17 protein-coding genes are annotated in these 18,569 nt (G+C 42.2%); all 17 read right to left on the reverse strand.

What is annotated here, in order from left to right; all coding sequences use genetic code 11:
* Entirely contained in the window at positions 1 to 828 is an 828-nt protein-coding gene (gene pgeF / locus ACFX4I_RS04090; protein ID WP_377419290.1) for a peptidoglycan editing factor PgeF, read from the reverse strand.
* 55 nt (positions 829 to 883) lie between these two features.
* On the reverse strand, positions 884 to 1,153 hold the full coding sequence (locus ACFX4I_RS04095; RefSeq protein WP_076366653.1) for a YlmC/YmxH family sporulation protein: 270 nt from the start codon (positions 1,151 to 1,153) through the stop codon (positions 884 to 886).
* A gap of 229 nt (positions 1,154 to 1,382) precedes the next feature.
* Entirely contained in the window at positions 1,383 to 2,162 is a 780-nt protein-coding gene (gene sigG / locus ACFX4I_RS04100) for an RNA polymerase sporulation sigma factor SigG (protein WP_034313871.1), read from the reverse strand.
* 150 nt (positions 2,163 to 2,312) lie between these two features.
* Positions 2,313 to 3,032, reverse strand: coding sequence for an RNA polymerase sporulation sigma factor SigE (sigE, locus tag ACFX4I_RS04105; protein ID WP_034313874.1), 720 nt, complete (start codon positions 3,030 to 3,032; stop codon positions 2,313 to 2,315).
* Between the two features lie 58 nt (positions 3,033 to 3,090).
* Entirely contained in the window at positions 3,091 to 4,017 is a 927-nt protein-coding gene (gene spoIIGA / locus ACFX4I_RS04110; RefSeq protein ID WP_377419292.1) for a sigma-E processing peptidase SpoIIGA, read from the reverse strand.
* A 505-nt stretch (positions 4,018 to 4,522) separates the two neighbouring features.
* A complete protein-coding gene (gene ftsZ, locus ACFX4I_RS04115; protein WP_230301167.1) occupies positions 4,523 to 5,683 on the reverse strand; it encodes a cell division protein FtsZ in 1,161 nt (386 codons plus the stop codon).
* Between the two features lie 44 nt (positions 5,684 to 5,727).
* Positions 5,728 to 7,026, reverse strand: coding sequence for a cell division protein FtsA (ftsA, locus tag ACFX4I_RS04120; protein WP_230301168.1), 1,299 nt, complete (start codon positions 7,024 to 7,026; stop codon positions 5,728 to 5,730).
* Between the two features lie 264 nt (positions 7,027 to 7,290).
* A complete protein-coding gene (locus ACFX4I_RS04125; RefSeq protein WP_098371078.1) occupies positions 7,291 to 7,656 on the reverse strand; it encodes a small basic family protein in 366 nt (121 codons plus the stop codon).
* Complete coding sequence (locus ACFX4I_RS04130; RefSeq protein WP_230301169.1) at positions 7,656 to 8,366, reverse strand: DUF881 domain-containing protein; 711 nt, start codon at positions 8,364 to 8,366, stop codon at positions 7,656 to 7,658. The genes ACFX4I_RS04125 and ACFX4I_RS04130 overlap by 1 nt, the downstream gene beginning before the upstream one ends.
* A 42-nt stretch (positions 8,367 to 8,408) precedes the next feature.
* Positions 8,409 to 9,101, reverse strand: a complete 693-nt coding sequence (locus tag ACFX4I_RS04135) for a DUF881 domain-containing protein (RefSeq protein WP_377419294.1) — start codon at positions 9,099 to 9,101, stop codon at positions 8,409 to 8,411.
* Positions 9,088 to 9,870: a cell division protein FtsQ/DivIB gene (locus ACFX4I_RS04140; protein ID WP_230301171.1), complete on the reverse strand. Its 783-nt coding sequence runs from the start codon at positions 9,868 to 9,870 to the stop codon at positions 9,088 to 9,090. The genes ACFX4I_RS04135 and ACFX4I_RS04140 overlap by 14 nt, the downstream gene beginning before the upstream one ends.
* A 131-nt stretch (positions 9,871 to 10,001) precedes the next feature.
* Entirely contained in the window at positions 10,002 to 10,910 is a 909-nt protein-coding gene (gene murB / locus ACFX4I_RS04145) for a UDP-N-acetylmuramate dehydrogenase (protein ID WP_377419296.1), read from the reverse strand.
* Positions 10,911 to 11,263: 353 nt separating this feature from the next.
* The gene (gene spoVE, locus ACFX4I_RS04150) at positions 11,264 to 12,364 is read right to left on the reverse strand and encodes a stage V sporulation protein E (RefSeq protein WP_098371083.1); all 1,101 of its coding nucleotides are present in this window, start codon (positions 12,362 to 12,364) and stop codon (positions 11,264 to 11,266) included.
* 159 nt (positions 12,365 to 12,523) lie between these two features.
* Positions 12,524 to 13,876 carry a UDP-N-acetylmuramoyl-L-alanine--D-glutamate ligase gene (gene murD, locus ACFX4I_RS04155; protein WP_230301173.1) on the reverse strand — a complete coding sequence of 451 codons (1,353 nt, stop codon included), beginning with the start codon at positions 13,874 to 13,876 and terminating at the stop codon, positions 12,524 to 12,526.
* The gene (gene mraY / locus ACFX4I_RS04160) at positions 13,877 to 14,854 is read right to left on the reverse strand and encodes a phospho-N-acetylmuramoyl-pentapeptide-transferase (RefSeq protein WP_034313901.1); all 978 of its coding nucleotides are present in this window, start codon (positions 14,852 to 14,854) and stop codon (positions 13,877 to 13,879) included.
* Positions 14,855 to 14,942: 88 nt separating this feature from the next.
* Positions 14,943 to 16,415 carry a UDP-N-acetylmuramoyl-L-alanyl-D-glutamate--2,6-diaminopimelate ligase gene (locus ACFX4I_RS04165; protein WP_230301174.1) on the reverse strand — a complete coding sequence of 491 codons (1,473 nt, stop codon included), beginning with the start codon at positions 16,413 to 16,415 and terminating at the stop codon, positions 14,943 to 14,945.
* A 158-nt stretch (positions 16,416 to 16,573) separates the two neighbouring features.
* Entirely contained in the window at positions 16,574 to 18,496 is a 1,923-nt protein-coding gene (locus ACFX4I_RS04170) for a stage V sporulation protein D (RefSeq protein WP_054396953.1), read from the reverse strand.
* Positions 18,497 to 18,569 lie beyond the last annotated feature (73 nt).

Raw genomic sequence — 18,569 nt, forward strand, 5'->3', positions numbered from 1 at the left:
TTACTCTAAATCCTCCTTCCAACCGATAAAACTCATCAATCTGCCTGTCTTCCCGTTATCACGACGATGTGAAAAAAACAATTCATGATCACAGCTTGTACAGTATGATGTAACTTCGATCTGACTTTTTGGAATTCCTGATTTTTGAAGAATCAATGCATTAAGTTGCTTAAGGTCTAACTGATATTGTCCTTCACTGATTAAATTATAGGGCTTTTCGTCAATATCTACCAGCAAATTATGCGCTAAATCCATCACATAATCATCAACTACATAGCATTTCGAACAAATCGACGGTCCAATAACAGCAAATATCTCACTTGCTTTTATACCCTCACTCAGCCATGCCTCAACCATTTTTCGTGCAATTCCATTAACCGTACCCTTCCAGCCGGCATGTGCCACCCCAATCATACCATGTGCCGGAGCAAGAAAGTATAAGGGCACGCAGTCTGCATAGCAAAGGGTCAATAGAACATCTGGGTCCTTCGTATAGAATCCATCAGTCGCTTTAAAAGCTGAATCATAATCCGTAGCACCTCTCCCGGCATCGCGGCTGGTAACTTTATGGATTTTCGTTTCATGTGTCTGCTCGGCGCCTATCCACTCATTAAGCGGAAACATCAGCTTATCAGCTATAATCCTGCGGTTTCCCTGGACATCTTCAAGTTTATCCCCGACATGAAAACCGGTATTCAACGTTTGAAAATCACCTGTACTGACTCCCCCATTTTTTGTGGTGAAGCCCGCTACGAGCTGGAGATTTTTTTGTCTCCAGCTGTCAATGAGCATATATTGATCTTTTATTAAAACAAATGGATCTTTCATGCTATAAACCTCTTTATTTTTAGTCTAGTGTATCATATATTTGCGCCACGCACCTTTAAAACCGTTCATCTTTCACTTCTGCTTGAAAAACAGTCTGATGCTCAACAAGTATGACATCTGCACCGATTTTTTTTATTTTACGCCATGGAATCACAATATCCTGCTCCCTGCCAAAAAAACCCATTAATCTGGTTCCATTTGAAACGATGATGGCCTCTATTTTCCCCGTGGCCGTATTGATTTCAAGATCTGACATATTACCTAATTTCTTACCATCCGCTATATTGACGATATCCTTAATTTGAAATTCGGAAATCCTGGTCACATCGCTCAGCTCCTCAAAATTTCATCATAGATGAAGGTCCTATTCCTATGTATATGACATGATGCGCTCAAGGATGAAGAATACGATAAATAAACGTCCATTCGATCACGATCCCTTCCGAAAGGGATTTTCAACAAAATAAAAAAGCCGCTATGGATAAGTAGCCGTTAAGCGGGTATTGACATTTTTGCCCTACCCGCTTCAGCTAACTTTTTCTCATGCTCAGCTTCTACTGTTGGATATTTTTATTCATTTGTTTGATTGCCGCTTTTTCCAATCGGGAGACCTGTGCTTGTGAAATGCCGATTTCCTCGGCTACCTCCATTTGCGTCTTCCCTTGGAAAAACCGTTTGCGAAGGATCATTTTTTCCCGGTCATTCAACCGTCTCATGCCTTCATTTATAGCTATTTCATCAATCCAGGTACTATCTTTATTTTTTTCATCACTCAGTTGGTCGAGTACATAAATCGGATCCCCGCCATCATTATAAATCGGTTCAAAAAGTGAAACTGGATCTTGTATAGCATCTAGTGCAAAAACAATTTCTTCATGAGGTACTTCCAACACCTTGGCGATTTCTTCAGCTGTCGGCTCACGAAGGGTCTGGCTTATGAGTTTTTCTTTTACCTGCAAAGCTTTGTAAGCGATGTCTCTTAAAGAACGGGATACCCGAATCGGATTATTGTCACGAAGATATCTTCTGATTTCTCCAATAATCATCGGAACAGCATACGTTGAAAACTTAACATTTTGACCTAGGTCAAAGTTATCTATCGACTTCATCAACCCTATACAGCCTACCTGAAATAGATCATCTACATACTCTCCCCGATTGTTGAAGCGTTGAATGACGCTTAGAACGAGTCGAAGATTCCCGTTTACCAGTTTCTCTCTTGCTGAAATATCGCCATCTTGCAGTTCTTTAAAGAGTTTTCTCATTTCTTCATTCTTTAAAACCGGTAATTTTGATGTATCCACACCGCAGATTTCAACCTTATTACGAGACAAAATTATTCCCTCCTCACAGGAGCGCTGTACAAAAAACAGTATTTCCGCGGGAGGAAAAAATATGCACATGGCTAGAACAGAAAATCCCCATCTTTTTTCAATATAGCTACCAAAGTATTGATTTGATTGACATTTAAGCACTTTATTTTTTTACACCATTTTATTAAATTCTTTACGAAGCCTCTTAATAATCCTTTTTTCCAAACGTGAAATGTAAGATTGGGAAATCCCCAGCATGTCGGCAACGTCCTTTTGGGTTTTTTCTTCTCCGCCTGCAAGACCAAAACGGAGTTCCATAATCTGTTTTTCACGTTCGGATAACTGTGTAAGTGCTTTTGTCAGCAGCTTACGGTCAACGTTTGCCTCAAGGTCTTTCGTGATAATGTCATCGTCCGTTCCAAGTACATCGGATAACAGAAGTTCATTTCCATCCCAATCAATATTCAGGGGTTCATCAAAAGAAACTTCAGAACGGATTTTGTTATTTCTGCGTAAATACATTAATATTTCATTCTCGATGCATCTCGAAGCATATGTAGCCAGTTTTATTTTCTTCTCAGGATTGAATGTATTCACAGCTTTGATCAAACCTATGGTACCAATGCTGATTAAATCCTCAATATTGATGCCAGTATTTTCGAATTTCCTGGCAATATAAACCACCAGCCTTAAATTACGTTCAATCAAGATCGAGCGTGCAGCTTCATCGCCATTGGGTAACTTATTGATCAGGATTGCCTCTTCTTCCTTCGAAAGGGGCGGCGGCAGTGCCTCACTCCCTCCTATATAAAATATTTCGTCCGTTTTCAATCCAAGCTTGAACAATAGTTTGTACCAAAAATAAGTGAGCCGAAGAATGAATTTCTTCAAAATAATTCTCCCTTCTAATAAACGGATTATGGGTCAAATTAAAGAGTGAATTGATGGTTCAGGAGGCATTTTGCACCGGTATCCCGGTTAACATTTTCGGGTGAACGATAGATTGATAGCTATTGTCGGGAGAGAGTTGCTGAAAGGTAAACGAAACGAGACCCTGCTTGACATGAAATTCTTTTTCTCCTTGAACGATTTTAATGTGATCCGGTTTGATTGCGGTTAACAGCTGATGTTCATGACCCACGACTTTATAAGGGATGACACGCATTCTTCCTGTCCATGAATATTCGGGCTGCATTTCCTGACTAATCAGGTTATCAGGGTTTTTAAAGAGCTCTAGCATATCGTCCGGAATTCCTGCTTCCCCTCCTGAAAGAGAGATGATCATTACTGGGGAACGTGTAATCGGATCATATAGTTGATTGCCGCTATCCACCAATCCATGAAATTCCCCTTCAAAGTCAGAAATTTTAACTGAGACCGAAACCATTTGTTCATGTGTAAGCTTGGTCATCTCCATCCCTTCAAGTGTTCGCTTGGAAAATTGCCATGCGAGCGGGAACCCGATCATTACGAATATCCAGCTGACAGGGTCGCCAAAACGGTTGATTCCTGCATATTGACCAGGGTCCTTGGACACGATTTGGAATTCAAATAAGTAGTGAAGTCCCAGAAGGATTCCTCCCGATAAAAACGTCACGAAATATAAAGTCGCCACAGATTTCATGAAAAGCTTCAACCTATTAAACCCAAAGGTTGCCAGCACCATGACAAGGGATACTAAAATCTTCATGTACACTCGGTCGGCAATTGCATAAAAAGGAGTGAATGCCAATACGATAATGAAGGAACCAATCAACCCGCCGATGCATACCCGCCAAAGAGCTACCCTTCGTTTAAGAATGATTGCGGTCCAATATAAAAGGAGGCAGTCAAATAACCAATTCAACAACCAGATCACATCTAAATATAAAGTCAAACGCCCTCCCCTCCTTTTATTAACAAACCTTCCACTAGCAAAAAGTATAGCGTACCTGCCCTTAGAAAGTGTGTCACTTTTTGTACTGAAAACTTAAGAGTTTTTCAGTCATTTTTACCCTTTTTGTAGAAAAACAGCCATTGATATTTTCAATACTGTCTTAGAGACTATCCTGCTCCCTTTTACTTCTGTCGATTTATGTTATAAAAGTTTAATAATTTATTGCTCTCTCATCTTTTTACATTAATGAATGAAAGTGAACAAATGATGGGGACTCCCTTCTGCCAAGGCACTCCATCCAGCACAATTCCGTCTTCTAGCTCACAGGACATTCAGACAAGATCATGGATCCAATAATGCAGATTTCATTTATCACTCGGTCCGAGTGATAAAGCTCGAGAAACGCCCCATTGTTATAAGGTCAATTGACACAATTGCTTTTAAGAATTCATTTATTAACGACAAAAAACCGTCCCCAAAATGGGAACGGCATATGACGTCGGTATTAACGGCGTCTATTACGGTTACGGAGGAAGGTTGGAATATCCAAGGCCTCATCACCTTGATTGGTATTACGTGCAGGAGGCTGTTCATTGACTTCTTCTCTCTTCACTTCACGCTTCACGTTTGATTGTGGCGTTTGTTGTGTCTGAGGTCTTGATTGCTGCTGTTGTCCGAGTGTTGGACGTCCAGTAGGCCGTATTGAAGCTTCAACCTCGTTAAAGCCTGTTGCAATTACCGTAACGACGATTTCATCTTTAAGGTTTTCATTGATAACCGAACCAAAAATCATGTTGACGTCTTGATCGGATGCAGTAGCCACGATATCGGCCGCTTCCTGGACTTCAAAAAGACTTAGGTTCGTACCACCTGTAATATTCATCAGTACGCCCTGGGCACCATCAATCGATGTTTCAAGCAACGGACTGGAAATGGCTTTTTTCGCCGCTTCCGCCGCACGGTTTTCCCCTGAGGAAATCCCGATTCCCATAAGTGCGGAACCTTTGTTGGACATGATTGTCTTCACATCGGCAAAGTCCAAGTTAATAAGACCTGGAACAGCAATTAAATCTGAAATCCCTTGTACACCTTGGCGAAGTACATTATCGGCTTCACGGAATGCTTCAAGCATCGGCGTGCTTTTATCGACGATTTCAAGAAGGCGGTCGTTCGGAATGACGATCAGTGTATCAACCGATTCCTTCATGGATGAAATGCCGCCTTGTGCCTGTGTTGCACGTTTTCGGCCTTCGAAAGTAAATGGACGTGTAACTACACCCACTGTAAGAGCCCCTAGATCTTTAGCAATGCCCGCTATGACAGGAGCAGCCCCTGTTCCCGTACCGCCGCCCATTCCAGCCGTTACGAAAACCATATCGGCACCTTTAAGCGCTTCTTCAATCTGCTCTTTGCTTTCTTCGGCAGCTTTTTTTCCTACCTCGGGATTGGCACCTGCTCCCAAACCTCGTGTAAGCTTCCCACCGATTTGCATTTTGATTTCTGCTTTTGATAGATTAAGAGCCTGTGCGTCAGTATTTACAGAAATAAACTCAACACCCTGTACACCATGCTCGATCATTCTGTTTACCGCATTGTTTCCGCCGCCGCCAACACCTATTACTTTTATCGTTGCTAATTGTTCTAGATTAGAATCAAACTCCAACATGACAATCCTCCTATTTTGACGAAATTCCCGATTCTTAATGATTGTTATTCAAAAAAGTAACCCAGGATTTTTTTGAATTTAGATTCACCTTTTTCACCTTGTTTTTTAGCCGCGGTCTCTTTGTTTTTCTGAGAAACCTTCTGGCTGCGCTGGTCGTTATCTTCTTGAGCTTGTCCAGCTGCTACAGGAGTTTTATTAGCGGTGTTTTTTTGCATTCTCTCTTTCTTGCATGCGTGTTTAATCAAACCAACAGCTGTCGTGTATTGGGGTTCCCTGACACCGATGTAATTCGGTTCAGCTGTCCTTACCCGGTTTTGGAACACATATTGAGCTAGCTCCAGGACTCCCGGCATCTTGACGACACCCCCGGTCAACACGAAACCACCCGGTATATCCTGGAAGCCAAGTCTCTTCAAATCATCTTGAATCAACTCGAATATTTCGGTCACCCGCGCTTCAATGATATCCGAAAGCATTAACTGGTTGCAGGTCTGCTGCTGATCGCTGCCGATGATCGGTATTTGGAATACTTCATCTTCAGACGCGTCATCATAAAAGGCATGTCCATGCTTTACTTTTATTTTCTCAGCTTCCTCCATCGTTGTCCTTAGAACGATGGAAAGGTCCTTCGTAAGTGTTTCCCCGCCTATAGGTATCACAGACGTATATTGTAAATAGCCTTGTTCGAAAATTGCCAGAGTCGTGGAACCACCGCCAATATCGACAAGTGCCACACCAAGTTCTTTTTCATCCTTGGATAAAACAAGGGAACCTGCGGCTAACGGCTGAAGGGCGATATCGGTTATTTCTAACCCTGCCCTTTCCACACAGCGCAGTGTGTTATGTAAAATTGTCCGAAGACCTGTGATTAAAATCCCTCTCATTTCCAAACGGACACCTATCATGCCCCTTGGATCACTGATTTCATCAAGTTCATCAACTTTGTAGTGAATCGGCACCACGTCGATGATTTCCCTGTCGGATGGTATCGTTATTAATTCCGCTGCTTCCCTAACACGGAAAACGTCATGCTCGGTAATCTCTTTATTGTCACTGGATACCGCTACTACCCCATGACACGGCTGAAGCGTCACGTGATTTCCGCTTATGCCGACGATTACCTTTTTTATCTCCATCCCTATCATCCGTTCTGCTTGCTCTATAGCCTTTTGAATGGATTGGACGGTTTCATCTATACCGACGATCGAACCCTTTTTGAGCCCTTCTGATTTAACGTTTCCTACGCCGATTATATTTAATGTGTCATTGACCATTTCCCCAATGATAACTTTTACACTGGATGTACCGATGTCAAGACTTACGTATATTTCGTTGCTGTTCATTCCATGGCACCTCCTTCAGTTTTATACATGTATTAGTAGAATAACATTTTTATATCGAAGACTTATACATTATAGAATAACAGAACTGATTACAACAACTCGCGAATTTCATAGATAAGCGGTTCATTTTGTATTTCCCGAACAAAACTCGTAGATTTCCCACTTTATAATGCTTATTGTTCGCTTCTCAACGAGACTGATATACTTAATAAACTAGATACTGCCATAAACTATTCGTCATTTATAACTTAATTCCCTTTAAAATTATAGATTTTTTTTCTGCTTTTTCCGGGAAATGGACCATTTTTCAATTAGGATCCTTCTAATCAGGGCGATATTTTGAAAGAGCCTAACACCGAATACAAAGATTGCGGCTAAATATAAGTCTACACCAAGATGTACACCTAGAAAAGCCAAACCTGCGGCTAAAACAATATTAAAGAAGAATCCTGTTACAAATACAACTTCATCATAAAGATTTTGTAAATGAGCCCGTATGCCCCCAAATAAGGTATCAAAAGCAGCAAGCACGGCAATGGAAAGATAATTTGAATATTCATGGGGAATATCAAAATCCACCAAAAAACCAAGGGTGATTCCAATTAACAGTCCAAAAACTGGAAGCCACATTACGATTCACCCCCATCCATAATGGGTTCCATATGTTCCACATTAATAGCATTTTGGTAGGCCGGCAATGTCAACTCACCGGAAGGCACATTGATCTGCACTTCAAAATTATCTATAAAGAAATCATCCATAAGTTCGGAACCTTCAATGCGTTGCTTCAGTTTCTTTGGATTAACGGTTATTGCCTGTATTTCGACTGGGTAATGAACAAGAGGATACCCGTCCATTTTCGGCTGCCCATTAATATCACGAATAACCGATGTTGATATATACCTTTGTCCTGAAATGGAAATTTCGTCAGCGCCATACCTATACATTTCATTAATGAGCCGAATGATCAAAACTGGTGAAATATACTCGACCTTCTCACCAAGAAGGATATCTGCTTTGATAGGCTGTATAGATACGATGACCCCATTACCTTTAATTTCGGTCAAACCTGCATCTGTCTTTAATTCGGTCAGGGTGTCACGCAATACTTCTTCTTTACTCTCATTTTTCTTTGTTTCATAGGATGCTATTTTTCCCTCAAGCTTTCCTATACCCTCTATTAAATCCGCCTGGGTCTGCTGTTCTTTCAATAAATCATTTTTCAGCTCCCACATATCCCTTGTATCGGAAACGACAGGCTGATTCACCAAATTGAATTGAATAGCGAGCATGAAGCCAGCAATCAACGTAACCATACTAAAAGAAAGCTTTTTTTTCATTTCCAGTTTCTCACCAATCTTTCATCGAATCCGGCGGTCTGATCACCCTCCAATAATTGGATCAAAAATGATATTCTTTTGTTTTTCCACTGTAAAGATAATATTCTCATTAACCAGCTGTTCCTTGATGCCACCGGGTAAGTCCAGTGAAGCACCCAGGACATCCGGGTCCCCAATCGCAGATATGACGAAGGGAGCAGGATGCTGATGGCCATCGATTGTAATCACAGGCCCATTACAGATTATGTATGAATCATGATTTAACCTCTGACCGTTAATCGCAACAGCCTCTGCACCTGATATGTATAGTTCATTGACGACCTTGAAGACATGCTGTTCATGTACGAGGTAATTATTAACATTGGCATCTGAATCCATATCCGTACCATCTTCAAGCGTCACCTGCAGGCCTGAGCCTTTCACTTTCACTTTCCCGAGAAACATACGGTATTTTTCCGTATCCTTTGCCAAATTGAAAAAAAGCTGCTTTTCCTGCGCTAGGTCTTTTTCTATTTGGGATACATTTTCTTGCTTCTGAAGGAGTTCCTTCTGAAGTTTACGGTTCTGCTTCTCCTGTTCGATCAGCTTCTGCCTGAGCTCATATTCCTGGTCCCAGGCTTTGTCCTTCCCTGCACTTTCACTTTCTTTGGTCAGATTGTAAGAGAAGGCTATCATGAATCCGAGCACCACGCAAACCAGGGGAAAAACCACCCGCTTGCCATTAATTTTCCTCATTAGTGTCTTCCTTTTGATCAGCGTCTTCATATGCCTTAAAATAAGAACCCACTTCCAGATCGATGACTCCCTTTACATTTGGATCCAACTGGCTGACAATTGATGGATAGTGAATCATTTTCTCGTATAAAGTCCGGCTTGTCGCATTTACTTCAAACCCATCGTTCATATACATGACGATATGGTAGACATCAGTTTTGGTTGGAGCGTAATGAATTTCTGAAATGGCATTCTGAATCTCGACAGGAAGCTTGTCCAGCTCTTCTAAAAGCAACTTTAATGCTTTACCCTCTTTGAAACCAATTAAAACAGGGGCAAATACTGGAATTTCGCCTGTTGCCAACTCCTCTAAAACGGACCCGTTTTCCAAAATGGGGGCAAACTTCCCATTATTCGACAGATATGCCATCCTGTTATGTTCCGAAACTGTAATTTTAATGGAATTAGGAAATATCGGTGTCACCTTAACGCTTTTTATTTCTTGATTTTTTTTGATATTGGCTGCAGCTTCCCCTGTATCAACCTTCCAGATGCTTCGATCCTTCTTCACCTTACTCAATTTAATGATCTGTTTGGAAGTAATATAACGATTCCCCTCTACCTGCACGGATTTCACATAGCTTAACGGAGATAAGAAATATAGCACACAAGCAACCAGAATGAAGAAAAGGGAAAGCAAAAGAACAAGCCGCCTGTTTGCTTTGCTTTTTCTTAATTGTTTTAATTTCGGGATGCGGTCCTCAATGGAAACGATTTTCCCCTTTTCCATCCCCTTCACCTCTTCCTGAAAAAATGGATGGTTCTTGACAGTGCGAAATCAAGACAAACTCTATATTTGGTTATTAACAAACTTTAAAAGGTAACACATTATACCACAATATTTGGATATATTGAATCCTATTATTTTCTGCCGATAATTTCCACTTCTGTTTCCATTTCAACTTCAAATTTATCATACACAGTATCCTTCACATGCTGTATCAAAGCTTGAACATCCGCTGCACTTCCATTACCTGTGTTAACGATAAAGTTCCCGTGCATCGGTGAAATCTGAGCTCCGCCAATAGAATGTCCCTTCAGGCCTGCATTCTCGACCAATTTACCAGCATGGTGTGGAAGTGGATTCCTAAATATGCTCCCGGCACATGGAAGATTATACGGCTGGGTATCTTTACGATAATTCTTGTTATTCTGCATTCTTTCAACGATTTCGGTTTTATCACCCTCTGTCAATTGAAAAATTGCTTCCAGTACGATACCAGGTCTTTTCTTCTGAAGCAGAGAAGTTCGATAAGAAAACTCCATTTCTTCTTTCGAAAGCCAAGCTAGGGTTCCATCTTCAAAAAGAACATGTGCCTTCTTGAGAATTTCACTCATATCGGAACCGTGTGCACCAGCGTTCATATAGACTGCTCCGCCGACGGAACCAGGAATCCCACTGGCAAATTCCAATCCTGCATATCCTTTTTTACTGATTTGTACGGACAGGCTGACAAGTGATACCCCAGCTCCTGCTTTTATCTCCGGCCCATTTATCTCGAGATGATCAAGTCCTTTACCCAATTTAAGCACGGCACCTTCAATTCCGCCATCACTGACAAGCAGGTTAGAGCCCCTGCCGATCACCGTCCATGGAATCCCATTTTCTTTGATGACCTTCATTGTTTTTTCTATATTTTCAATGGATGACGGCACGATGAATAAATCAGCCGGCCCCCCAATTTTCATAGTTGTATGATTTGCAAGCGGTTCCTGTTCAAGAACTTTGCCGATTTTCATTTCAGTTAATTGCTTTATCATATTATCCATGATAAACCTCCTTGTGTTCCAAAAATTCCAGGTTATAATTTTCAATTCCTCTTCCATGAGGTCACTTATATTACAAGATTAATAACGCCTTTTTAGCAGAAAAATGAACAGAAGCAAGCCCCAGTACGGCCTAACCCTCTTATACTATAGTCTAAACAAAGACGTATTGCCAATATTTATTGTGGATTCCTCAACATTCATACATGGTAATATTTAAGCGGCATTTCATTTATTTCTAAATTTCGGCAAGGCACCATCCAAAATCGTTTTCCTGCAAGGGTTTTCACCGTAAAAAAAGGAAGCTCTGCGTTTAACAGAACTTCCCTTTTGCCAATCCATATATTTACTTATTTTCAGAACCTTGAATAACGGCTAATATTCAGGAGCACCCCAATCGCCATCAACATGAGTGTCAGTGATGAACCGCCATAACTTAAGAGGGGCAAGGTGATACCCGTAACTGGCATCAAACCTGTTACCACACCTATATTGATCATCACTTGAATGGCGACCATTGCAATGATTCCCACCGCTACAAGGCTCCCATATAAATCAGGGGCACCAAGTGCGATCCGAATGCCCCGCCAAAGCATAAGCGCAAATAATAAAATGACAAGAGAACCCCCGATGAAGCCAAGTTCCTCGGAAAGTATGGCAAAGATGAAATCAGTCTGCGGTTCTGGTAAATAGAAAAACTTTTGGCGGCTTTGCCCGAGTCCCAATCCGAACAATCCCCCGGGTCCGATTGCATAAAACGATTGAATCATTTGAAATCCACTGCCCAAAGGGTCTTCCCAAGGATCCAGAAAAGACGTGATCCTTTTTATCCGGTAGGGCGCTGACAAAATCAGACCGATAAAACCCGCTACCCCGATTAGCCCCAAGCCGACAAAATGACTGATTTTTGCCCCGGATATAAAAATCATAACGATGCACGTTCCTACCATCACCGTTCCCGTTCCAAGGTCCGGCTGTAACATGATCAATCCAAATGCCAAAAACACTAAACCCAAGGATGGAAGCATCCCTTTTTTAAAGGAGGTGATCAGCTTTTGCCGTTCTGATAAAAACTTGGCTAAAAAAGCGATCATCGCCAGCTTCATGAACTCAGAGGGTTGCACCGAAAAGGCACCTACACCAATCCAGCTCCTCGAACCATTTCTCGCCATCCCTATACCTGGTACAAGCACAGCCAGTAACATAATGAAACAAATGATGATAAGGATCTTGGCCCATGTCCGCCACGTCCAGTAATCCACATTCATGATGAAAAACATGGCTATGACACCAACGCAGGCAAACAGCAACTGCCTTTTAGCAAAATAAAACGAATCATCAAATTTATATGTTGCCCAAATGGCACTCGCGCTGTAAACCATGATTAATCCAACAGTCAAAAGACTTAAGGTGACGATAATGAGAATGAGATCAGGATTCGATTTTTTTAATGGCACGGACATCCACCTCTAGGAAGTTTTTCGAGCCTGCGAATATAAACATCAATGCTGATTGCTTGTCAGCACTTTAGTCAAAAAAAAAGCGATAACGGCTCATTATCGCTTTTTTCCATGGTGTCAACGTAGAAGCAAATTCACTTCTCTCTGCGAAAGCTCTTACTTAAGTTTATGCACGGCCTCCATAAACATGTCTCCTCTTTGCTCAAAAGTTTTATATTGATCCCAGCTTGCACAAGCAGGGGAGAGAAGAATGCAGTCGCCTTCATCTGATAATTCAAATGCAGCCGGCACGGCCTTTTCTACATTATCGACACGTTTTATATTCGCTATTCCTAATTCTTTGGCTACCCGTTCAATTTTTTCTGCCGTTTCACCAAAAGTTATCACGGCTTTGACATTTTTCATCGCCGGTTTCAACTCATCAAATTCATTTCCGCGATCCAAACCGCCCGCCAATAAGATGACAGGTTCCGTAAAGGAAGTTAGCGCTTTGGATGCTGCAAGAATGTTCGTCGCTTTCGAATCATTATAAAATTTACGGTTATCGATCGTTGCCACAAACTGCAGACGGTGTTCTACACCATAAAATGTTTTCAGTACAGTCTGAATGGCTTCGTTAGCTACACCCTTCAGTTTGGCCGCTGAGATGGCCGCGAGCACATTTTCCAAATTATGCTTCCCAGGAAGGGCTATCTCTGAAACTTCAATGATTTTTTCTCCTCGGAAACTGACGGCACCATCTTCCACATAGGCTCCATTCTCATGTTTCACTTCAGCTGAAAAAGGAACAAGTTCAGCCTTGGTCTTTTTCGCCATGGACAAAACAAGATCTTGATCTGCATTATAAATCATGAAATCTGAAGCTATTTGATTTTTCGTAATGGCAGCTTTCGCTTCGACATATTCCTGTTTGGAACTGTGATAATCCAAATGTGCATCATATAAATTTGTCACGATTGAGATTTCAGGACGAAATTCGTCTATTCCCATTAGCTGAAACGATGATAATTCAATGACGATCGAGTCATCGGGTTTTGCATTTTCAGCAACACCAGAAGCCACTGTCCCGATATTACCGGCAACCAGCGGGGATTTTTCACCAGTCTTCAACATTTCGTATATCAATGTTGTCGTGGTCGTTTTCCCATTTGTACCAGTGATCCCTATGAAAGGTGCTTCACTTATCTGATAGGCCAATTCAACTTCCGTGATAACAGGGATCCCTTTTTCCAATGCCCCTTTTACGATAGGGTTCCGATAGGGAATTCCCGGGTTTTTCACGATCAGCTCGAAACCTTCATCAAGAAGCTCGATCGGATGACTGCCGCAGATGACTTTGATTCCCTGTTCAAGAAGTCCTTGAGCCTCAGGATTTTCCGATAATGGCTTCATGTCATTAACCGTCACGAAAGCACCTAATTTATGTAGAAGCGAAGCTGCAATCACTCCGCTTTTTGCCAAACCCAATACTAATATCTTTTTCTCTGAATACTTTGCAGTCTCTTTCAATTATATCCACACCTCTAAATAGATTCCGAGTACCGCACACAGCAGCCCCACTGTCCAGAAAGTCACGACGACGCGCCATTCCGACCAGCCGGAAAGCTCATAATGGTGGTGAAGCGGACTCATTTTAAAAATACGTTTACCAGTCGTTTTAAAAGATCCTACCTGCAGGATGACCGAGAGCGTCTCAATCACGAAGACTCCGCCGATGATTACCAGGAGGATTTCAAGCTTCGTTAACAAGGCGATGGTTGCGATCGCTCCCCCAAGGGCCAAGGAACCCGTATCCCCCATGAAAACCTTTGCTGGATGTGCATTGAATACCAAAAACCCGAGTACTGCACCGACAACCGCCACTGAAAAAATAGCGACATCATATTGTGACTGACTCCAGGCCAAAATGGCAAAAGCACCAAAGGCAATGGCTGATGTTCCTGAGACAAGTCCATCAAGCCCATCCGTCAAATTGACGGCATTCGAAAAACCTACGAGCCAGAAAATTACGATAAACAGATAAAACCAGCCAAAATCAAAAGCAAAGTCAGTGCCTGGAATCGTCAATTCAGGATTAAAACGGTCTGTCTGCTTAAAGACGAAGTAAAAGATGACAGAAATCACAATTTGTCCAAGCAGTTTTTGCTTGGAAGTCAGTCCTAGGTTTCGCTTCATGACCACTTTGATGAAATCATCCAGGAAACCTAATAAACCAAAACCTAAAGTAACGAATAATAATAAATACGTTTCGGTTGAAGGTGCCGAAAATTTCAAAGTCATGACTAATGTAGCAATGGTGACAGATAATAATATGACCAAACCGCCCATGGTAGGTGTTCCCGTTTTCTTCAGATGCGATTGCGGGCCTTCTTCCCTAATACTTTGCCCGAATTTCAATCTTCTTAAAAACGGGATGAAAATCGGCGAAAGAAGAACGGTTACTAAAAACGCCACCAAAATCGTATAAAAAATCACTTGTTCCAACATTCCTTACTCCCTCATTCCTAACACAATTCAAATATAAAAATCTGCTTGATGTCTTTTCTTATTTGTTGCATGCAATTTCAGCTTTGGTTCAAACTGAACCCAAACGACTTTGAATCGCCTTTTCCGCTTCTTCACGATCATCGAAGTGAAGCACTTCGTCACCGACCAATTGATAGGTTTCATGACCTTTTCCGGCTATTAATATAACGTCGCCCTCTTCCGCCTTGGAAACAGCGTAAGCTATGGCCTGCCTGCGGTCTTCAATAACCGTATATTCCTTGCCTGCTACACCAGCTTCCATATCCCGGAGGATCTGGGCAGCATCTTCACTGCGCGGATTATCCGAAGTGAAGATCGGGTCAGTCGCCAAGCTGCATGCAATTTCGGCCATGATGGGACGCTTTGTCTTGTCTCGGTCCCCGCCGCAGCCCACTATCACGAAAATTTTCTTTCTAGCAAACTCACCAACAGTCTTTAGAACATTTTCTAAACTGTCCGGAGTATGGGCATAGTCAACAATGACAGGGAAGTCCTGATTCGCTGTAATGAGCTCAAAACGGCCTGCAACACCTTTTATATCCTCGATGGATCTAATTGTCTCATCTAGATCGTTACCGGCGCACAAAGCAGCAGAGATTGCAGAGAGCACATTATAAACACTGAATTTACCAATTAGCTTCAGCTGAATGTAACGCTCTTCTTTACCTGCTGTCAAGGTGAACGATGTGCCATTTGCATCAATTTGTATATCCTTGGCCCTGATATCTGCTTCTTTGTCTATGCCGTATGTTACGACTGTAGCAGCAGTCGCTTTAATGAAATCAGCTGTTGCCTCATCATCAGCATTAAGCACTGCATATTTAGGACGATTTTCTATGTAAGCATTGCCTAGCTGTGAGAAAAATAAGGATTTTGCCTGCCTGTATCTGTCCATGGTTTTATGAAAATCCAAATGATCCTGTGTGAGATTCGTAAAGACGGCAATATCATAATCACAGCCATGGACGCGTCCGAGCTCAAGTGCATGCGATGAAACTTCCATAATGGCAGTGGTAACGGATGCTTCGGCCATTTCATGAAAAGCCTTCTGCAGCGTAACGCTATCTGGCGTCGTATTCTTAGTTTCATATACCGTATCGGCAATTTTAGTATACATCGTGCCAATCAAGCCTGTTTTTTCTTGTCGATCCTCGAAAATCTTTTCCAATAAGTGACTGGTCGTCGTCTTTCCATTCGTACCTGTAATTCCGATCAAGCGCATCTTTTGAGTCGGATGGCCATAGAATGCATCGGCAAGCACCGCCATGGCCCTGCTCGAATCCCTGACTACGATCACGGGAACATCGAGGTCAAGCGGCCTTTCGGCAATGACTGCTGCAGCTCCATGTTCTACAGCAAGTTGGGCAAAATCATGACCATCGACTGTATAACCTTTTATACAAACAAATAAACTTCCGTCTATGACTTTACGGTTATCATTTTCAATGGAGGTGATTTCAGGATTTTCTCCTTCATACGTAAATAAGGAGTGTAAATAAGATAGTAATTTGTGAAGCTTCATTTTTCCATCCCTCTCAACTTAATTTGAGGATTCATTATATGTGATTAGCCCTGGCTTGTCGAGAAACCAATTTCAATTATACGGGGTTATCCCGACTCCGTAAACAAAGCGGCTGATGATTCTTCAGCCGCTTTAACTATTCATATATTATATTATACTTATTCTGTATTTTCGCCAAGATAAATTCTTATTGTGGAGCCTTGTTTTACTTTAACACCTGGATCCGGGGCTTGATTTATGACTTTATCCCCATTGCCGGCAATATCCAGCTTAAGGTCGATGAGCTGGGTTTGCAACTCTTTTTTGCTGAGACCCACAACGTCAGGTACCTCGACCATGACCGGATCCGTCCAGACCGTTTCCTTCTCAATCTGGTTTTTCCTTGGCTTGACGCCCATGGCCCTAAGTGAATCCTCCATGATATTCCCAACGATCGGTGCGGCAACGACCCCGCCGAACTGTACCGTTCCTTTAGGATTGTCCACAGCTATATAAACGACGATTTGCGGATCATCCGCTGGGGCGACCCCAATGAATGAGAGAATATAATTATTTTCAAGGTATCTGCCATTTTCAGCTTTTTGGGCTGTACCCGTTTTCCCGCCGACTCGGTACGACTCCACGAATGCTCCTTTACCGCTACCTTGGGCGACAACGGATTCAAGTGCTTCACGGACTTTCTTCGAGGTCGCTTCTGAAATCACTTTTTTCTTCGCCTGTGGAGTCTTTCGCATCAGTACTTCCCCATTTTTTGGATTCACAAGTTCCTTTGCGATATAAGGTGTATACAAAGTTCCGCCATTCACAGCCGCCGATACCGCTGTCACCTGCTGAATGGGCGTTACGGCTACACCTTGTCCAAACGCTGTCGTTGCCTGCTCAACCGGACCCACTTGATCCATGTTGAACATGATTCCTTTTCCTTCTCCGGTTAAATCAATCCCCGTCTTTTGCCCAAACCCGAAATCATTTATATATTTAAACAGCTTGTCTTTACCAAGCCGGTTCCCTAATTCTACAAAACCGGGGTTACATGAGTTCTCGACGACTTCAAGAAAAGTTTGGTCCCCATGTCCTCCGCTTTTCCAGCAATGCAATGTAGACCCTGACACTTCCACATGTCCGGAATCATAAAAATGTTCCTTTTGTAAGTCGACCTTCCCTTCTTCAAGCGCCGCAGCAAGCGTGATGATCTTAAAAGTCGAACCTGGTTCATATATACTCCAAACTGGTAAATTACGATTATACACTTCTGAAGGTACATTTTGAAAATTGGCCGGGTCGAAGGTTGGCCTGCTTGACATCGCCAATATTTCCCCTGTATTCGGGTCCATTGCAATGGCAATTATACCATCGGGATCATATGTCGCCTCCGCATTATCGAGCTCCCTTTCCACAATTGTCTGGATTTTGCTATCGATGGTTAGCTTCAAGTTATCACCATCAACAGGGGGCTTATAGTCATCGGCCATATTTTCAAGTCTTTTCCCTTTAGCATCGGAGTAAAATTTAACGAATCCTTTTTCCCCGCTTAGTTCCTTATCATATGACAATTCAATACCCATCAACCCTTGATTGTCAGAGCCTGTAAAGCCAAGAACATGCGAAAGGTATTCACCAAATGGGTAATGGCGCTTTGAATCTTCAGCGATATAAACACCCTTTATCCCTAATGCTTTAATTTCCTTCGCCTTTTCATGAGATATCTTTCTGCCTTCCGGAATTCTGACGCTCATCGCCTGTTTCGTTAACCATTGATAAGCCTTTTCCTTTGTCATATCCAATATTGAAGCAAGCTGTTCCGCCGTCTCCCCAGGATTCTCAATCTGTCTTGGGATGACATAGACTGTTGGCGCAGATATATTCGTTGCTAGCTCAACACCATTCCGATCCAGAATTTCTCCTCGTTTGGCTTCAAAAGGAATATTCCTGCTCCAGGAATCTTTAGCCAGCCCCGTCAACTTATCCCCTAAATAAAACTGTACAATTCCCAATCGGATATCAATGATAAAAAAAACAACGATACCGATCGCCAATGCGATTGCCAGCCGTTTTCGGACAGTAACATTCGAAACACGCAAAAACAGGCACCTCCATTTCATACATGCTTCAATATATGCTTGTCTACTCGATGCTAGACTACAAACTTTGAAA

Origin of the sequence: Peribacillus sp. YIM B13472, assembly GCF_042788005.1 — a bacterium.
Taxonomy (GTDB): Bacteria; Bacillota; Bacilli; order Bacillales; family DSM-1321; genus Peribacillus; species Peribacillus simplex_E.

Excerpts from the sequence above, each read along its gene's own strand:
- pgeF (WP_377419290.1), bottom strand. The coding sequence starts at position 828 with ATGAAAGATCCATTTGTTTTAATAAAAGATCAATATATGCTCATTGAC.
- ACFX4I_RS04135 (WP_377419294.1), bottom strand. The coding sequence starts at position 9,101 with ATGAGGAAAATTAATGGCAAGCGGGTGGTTTTTCCCCTGGTTTGCGTG.
- ACFX4I_RS04130 (WP_230301169.1), bottom strand. The coding sequence starts at position 8,366 with ATGAAAAAAAAGCTTTCTTTTAGTATGGTTACGTTGATTGCTGGCTTC.
- ACFX4I_RS04125 (WP_098371078.1), bottom strand. The coding sequence starts at position 7,656 with ATGTGGCTTCCAGTTTTTGGACTGTTAATTGGAATCACCCTTGGTTTT.
- ACFX4I_RS04165 (WP_230301174.1), bottom strand. The coding sequence starts at position 16,415 with ATGAAGCTTCACAAATTACTATCTTATTTACACTCCTTATTTACGTAT.
- mraY (WP_034313901.1), bottom strand. The coding sequence starts at position 14,854 with ATGTTGGAACAAGTGATTTTTTATACGATTTTGGTGGCGTTTTTAGTA.
- ACFX4I_RS04140 (WP_230301171.1), bottom strand. The coding sequence starts at position 9,870 with ATGGAAAAGGGGAAAATCGTTTCCATTGAGGACCGCATCCCGAAATTA.
- ftsZ (WP_230301167.1), bottom strand. The coding sequence starts at position 5,683 with ATGTTGGAGTTTGATTCTAATCTAGAACAATTAGCAACGATAAAAGTA.
- murB (WP_377419296.1), bottom strand. The coding sequence starts at position 10,910 with ATGGATAATATGATAAAGCAATTAACTGAAATGAAAATCGGCAAAGTT.
- ftsA (WP_230301168.1), bottom strand. The coding sequence starts at position 7,026 with ATGAACAGCAACGAAATATACGTAAGTCTTGACATCGGTACATCCAGT.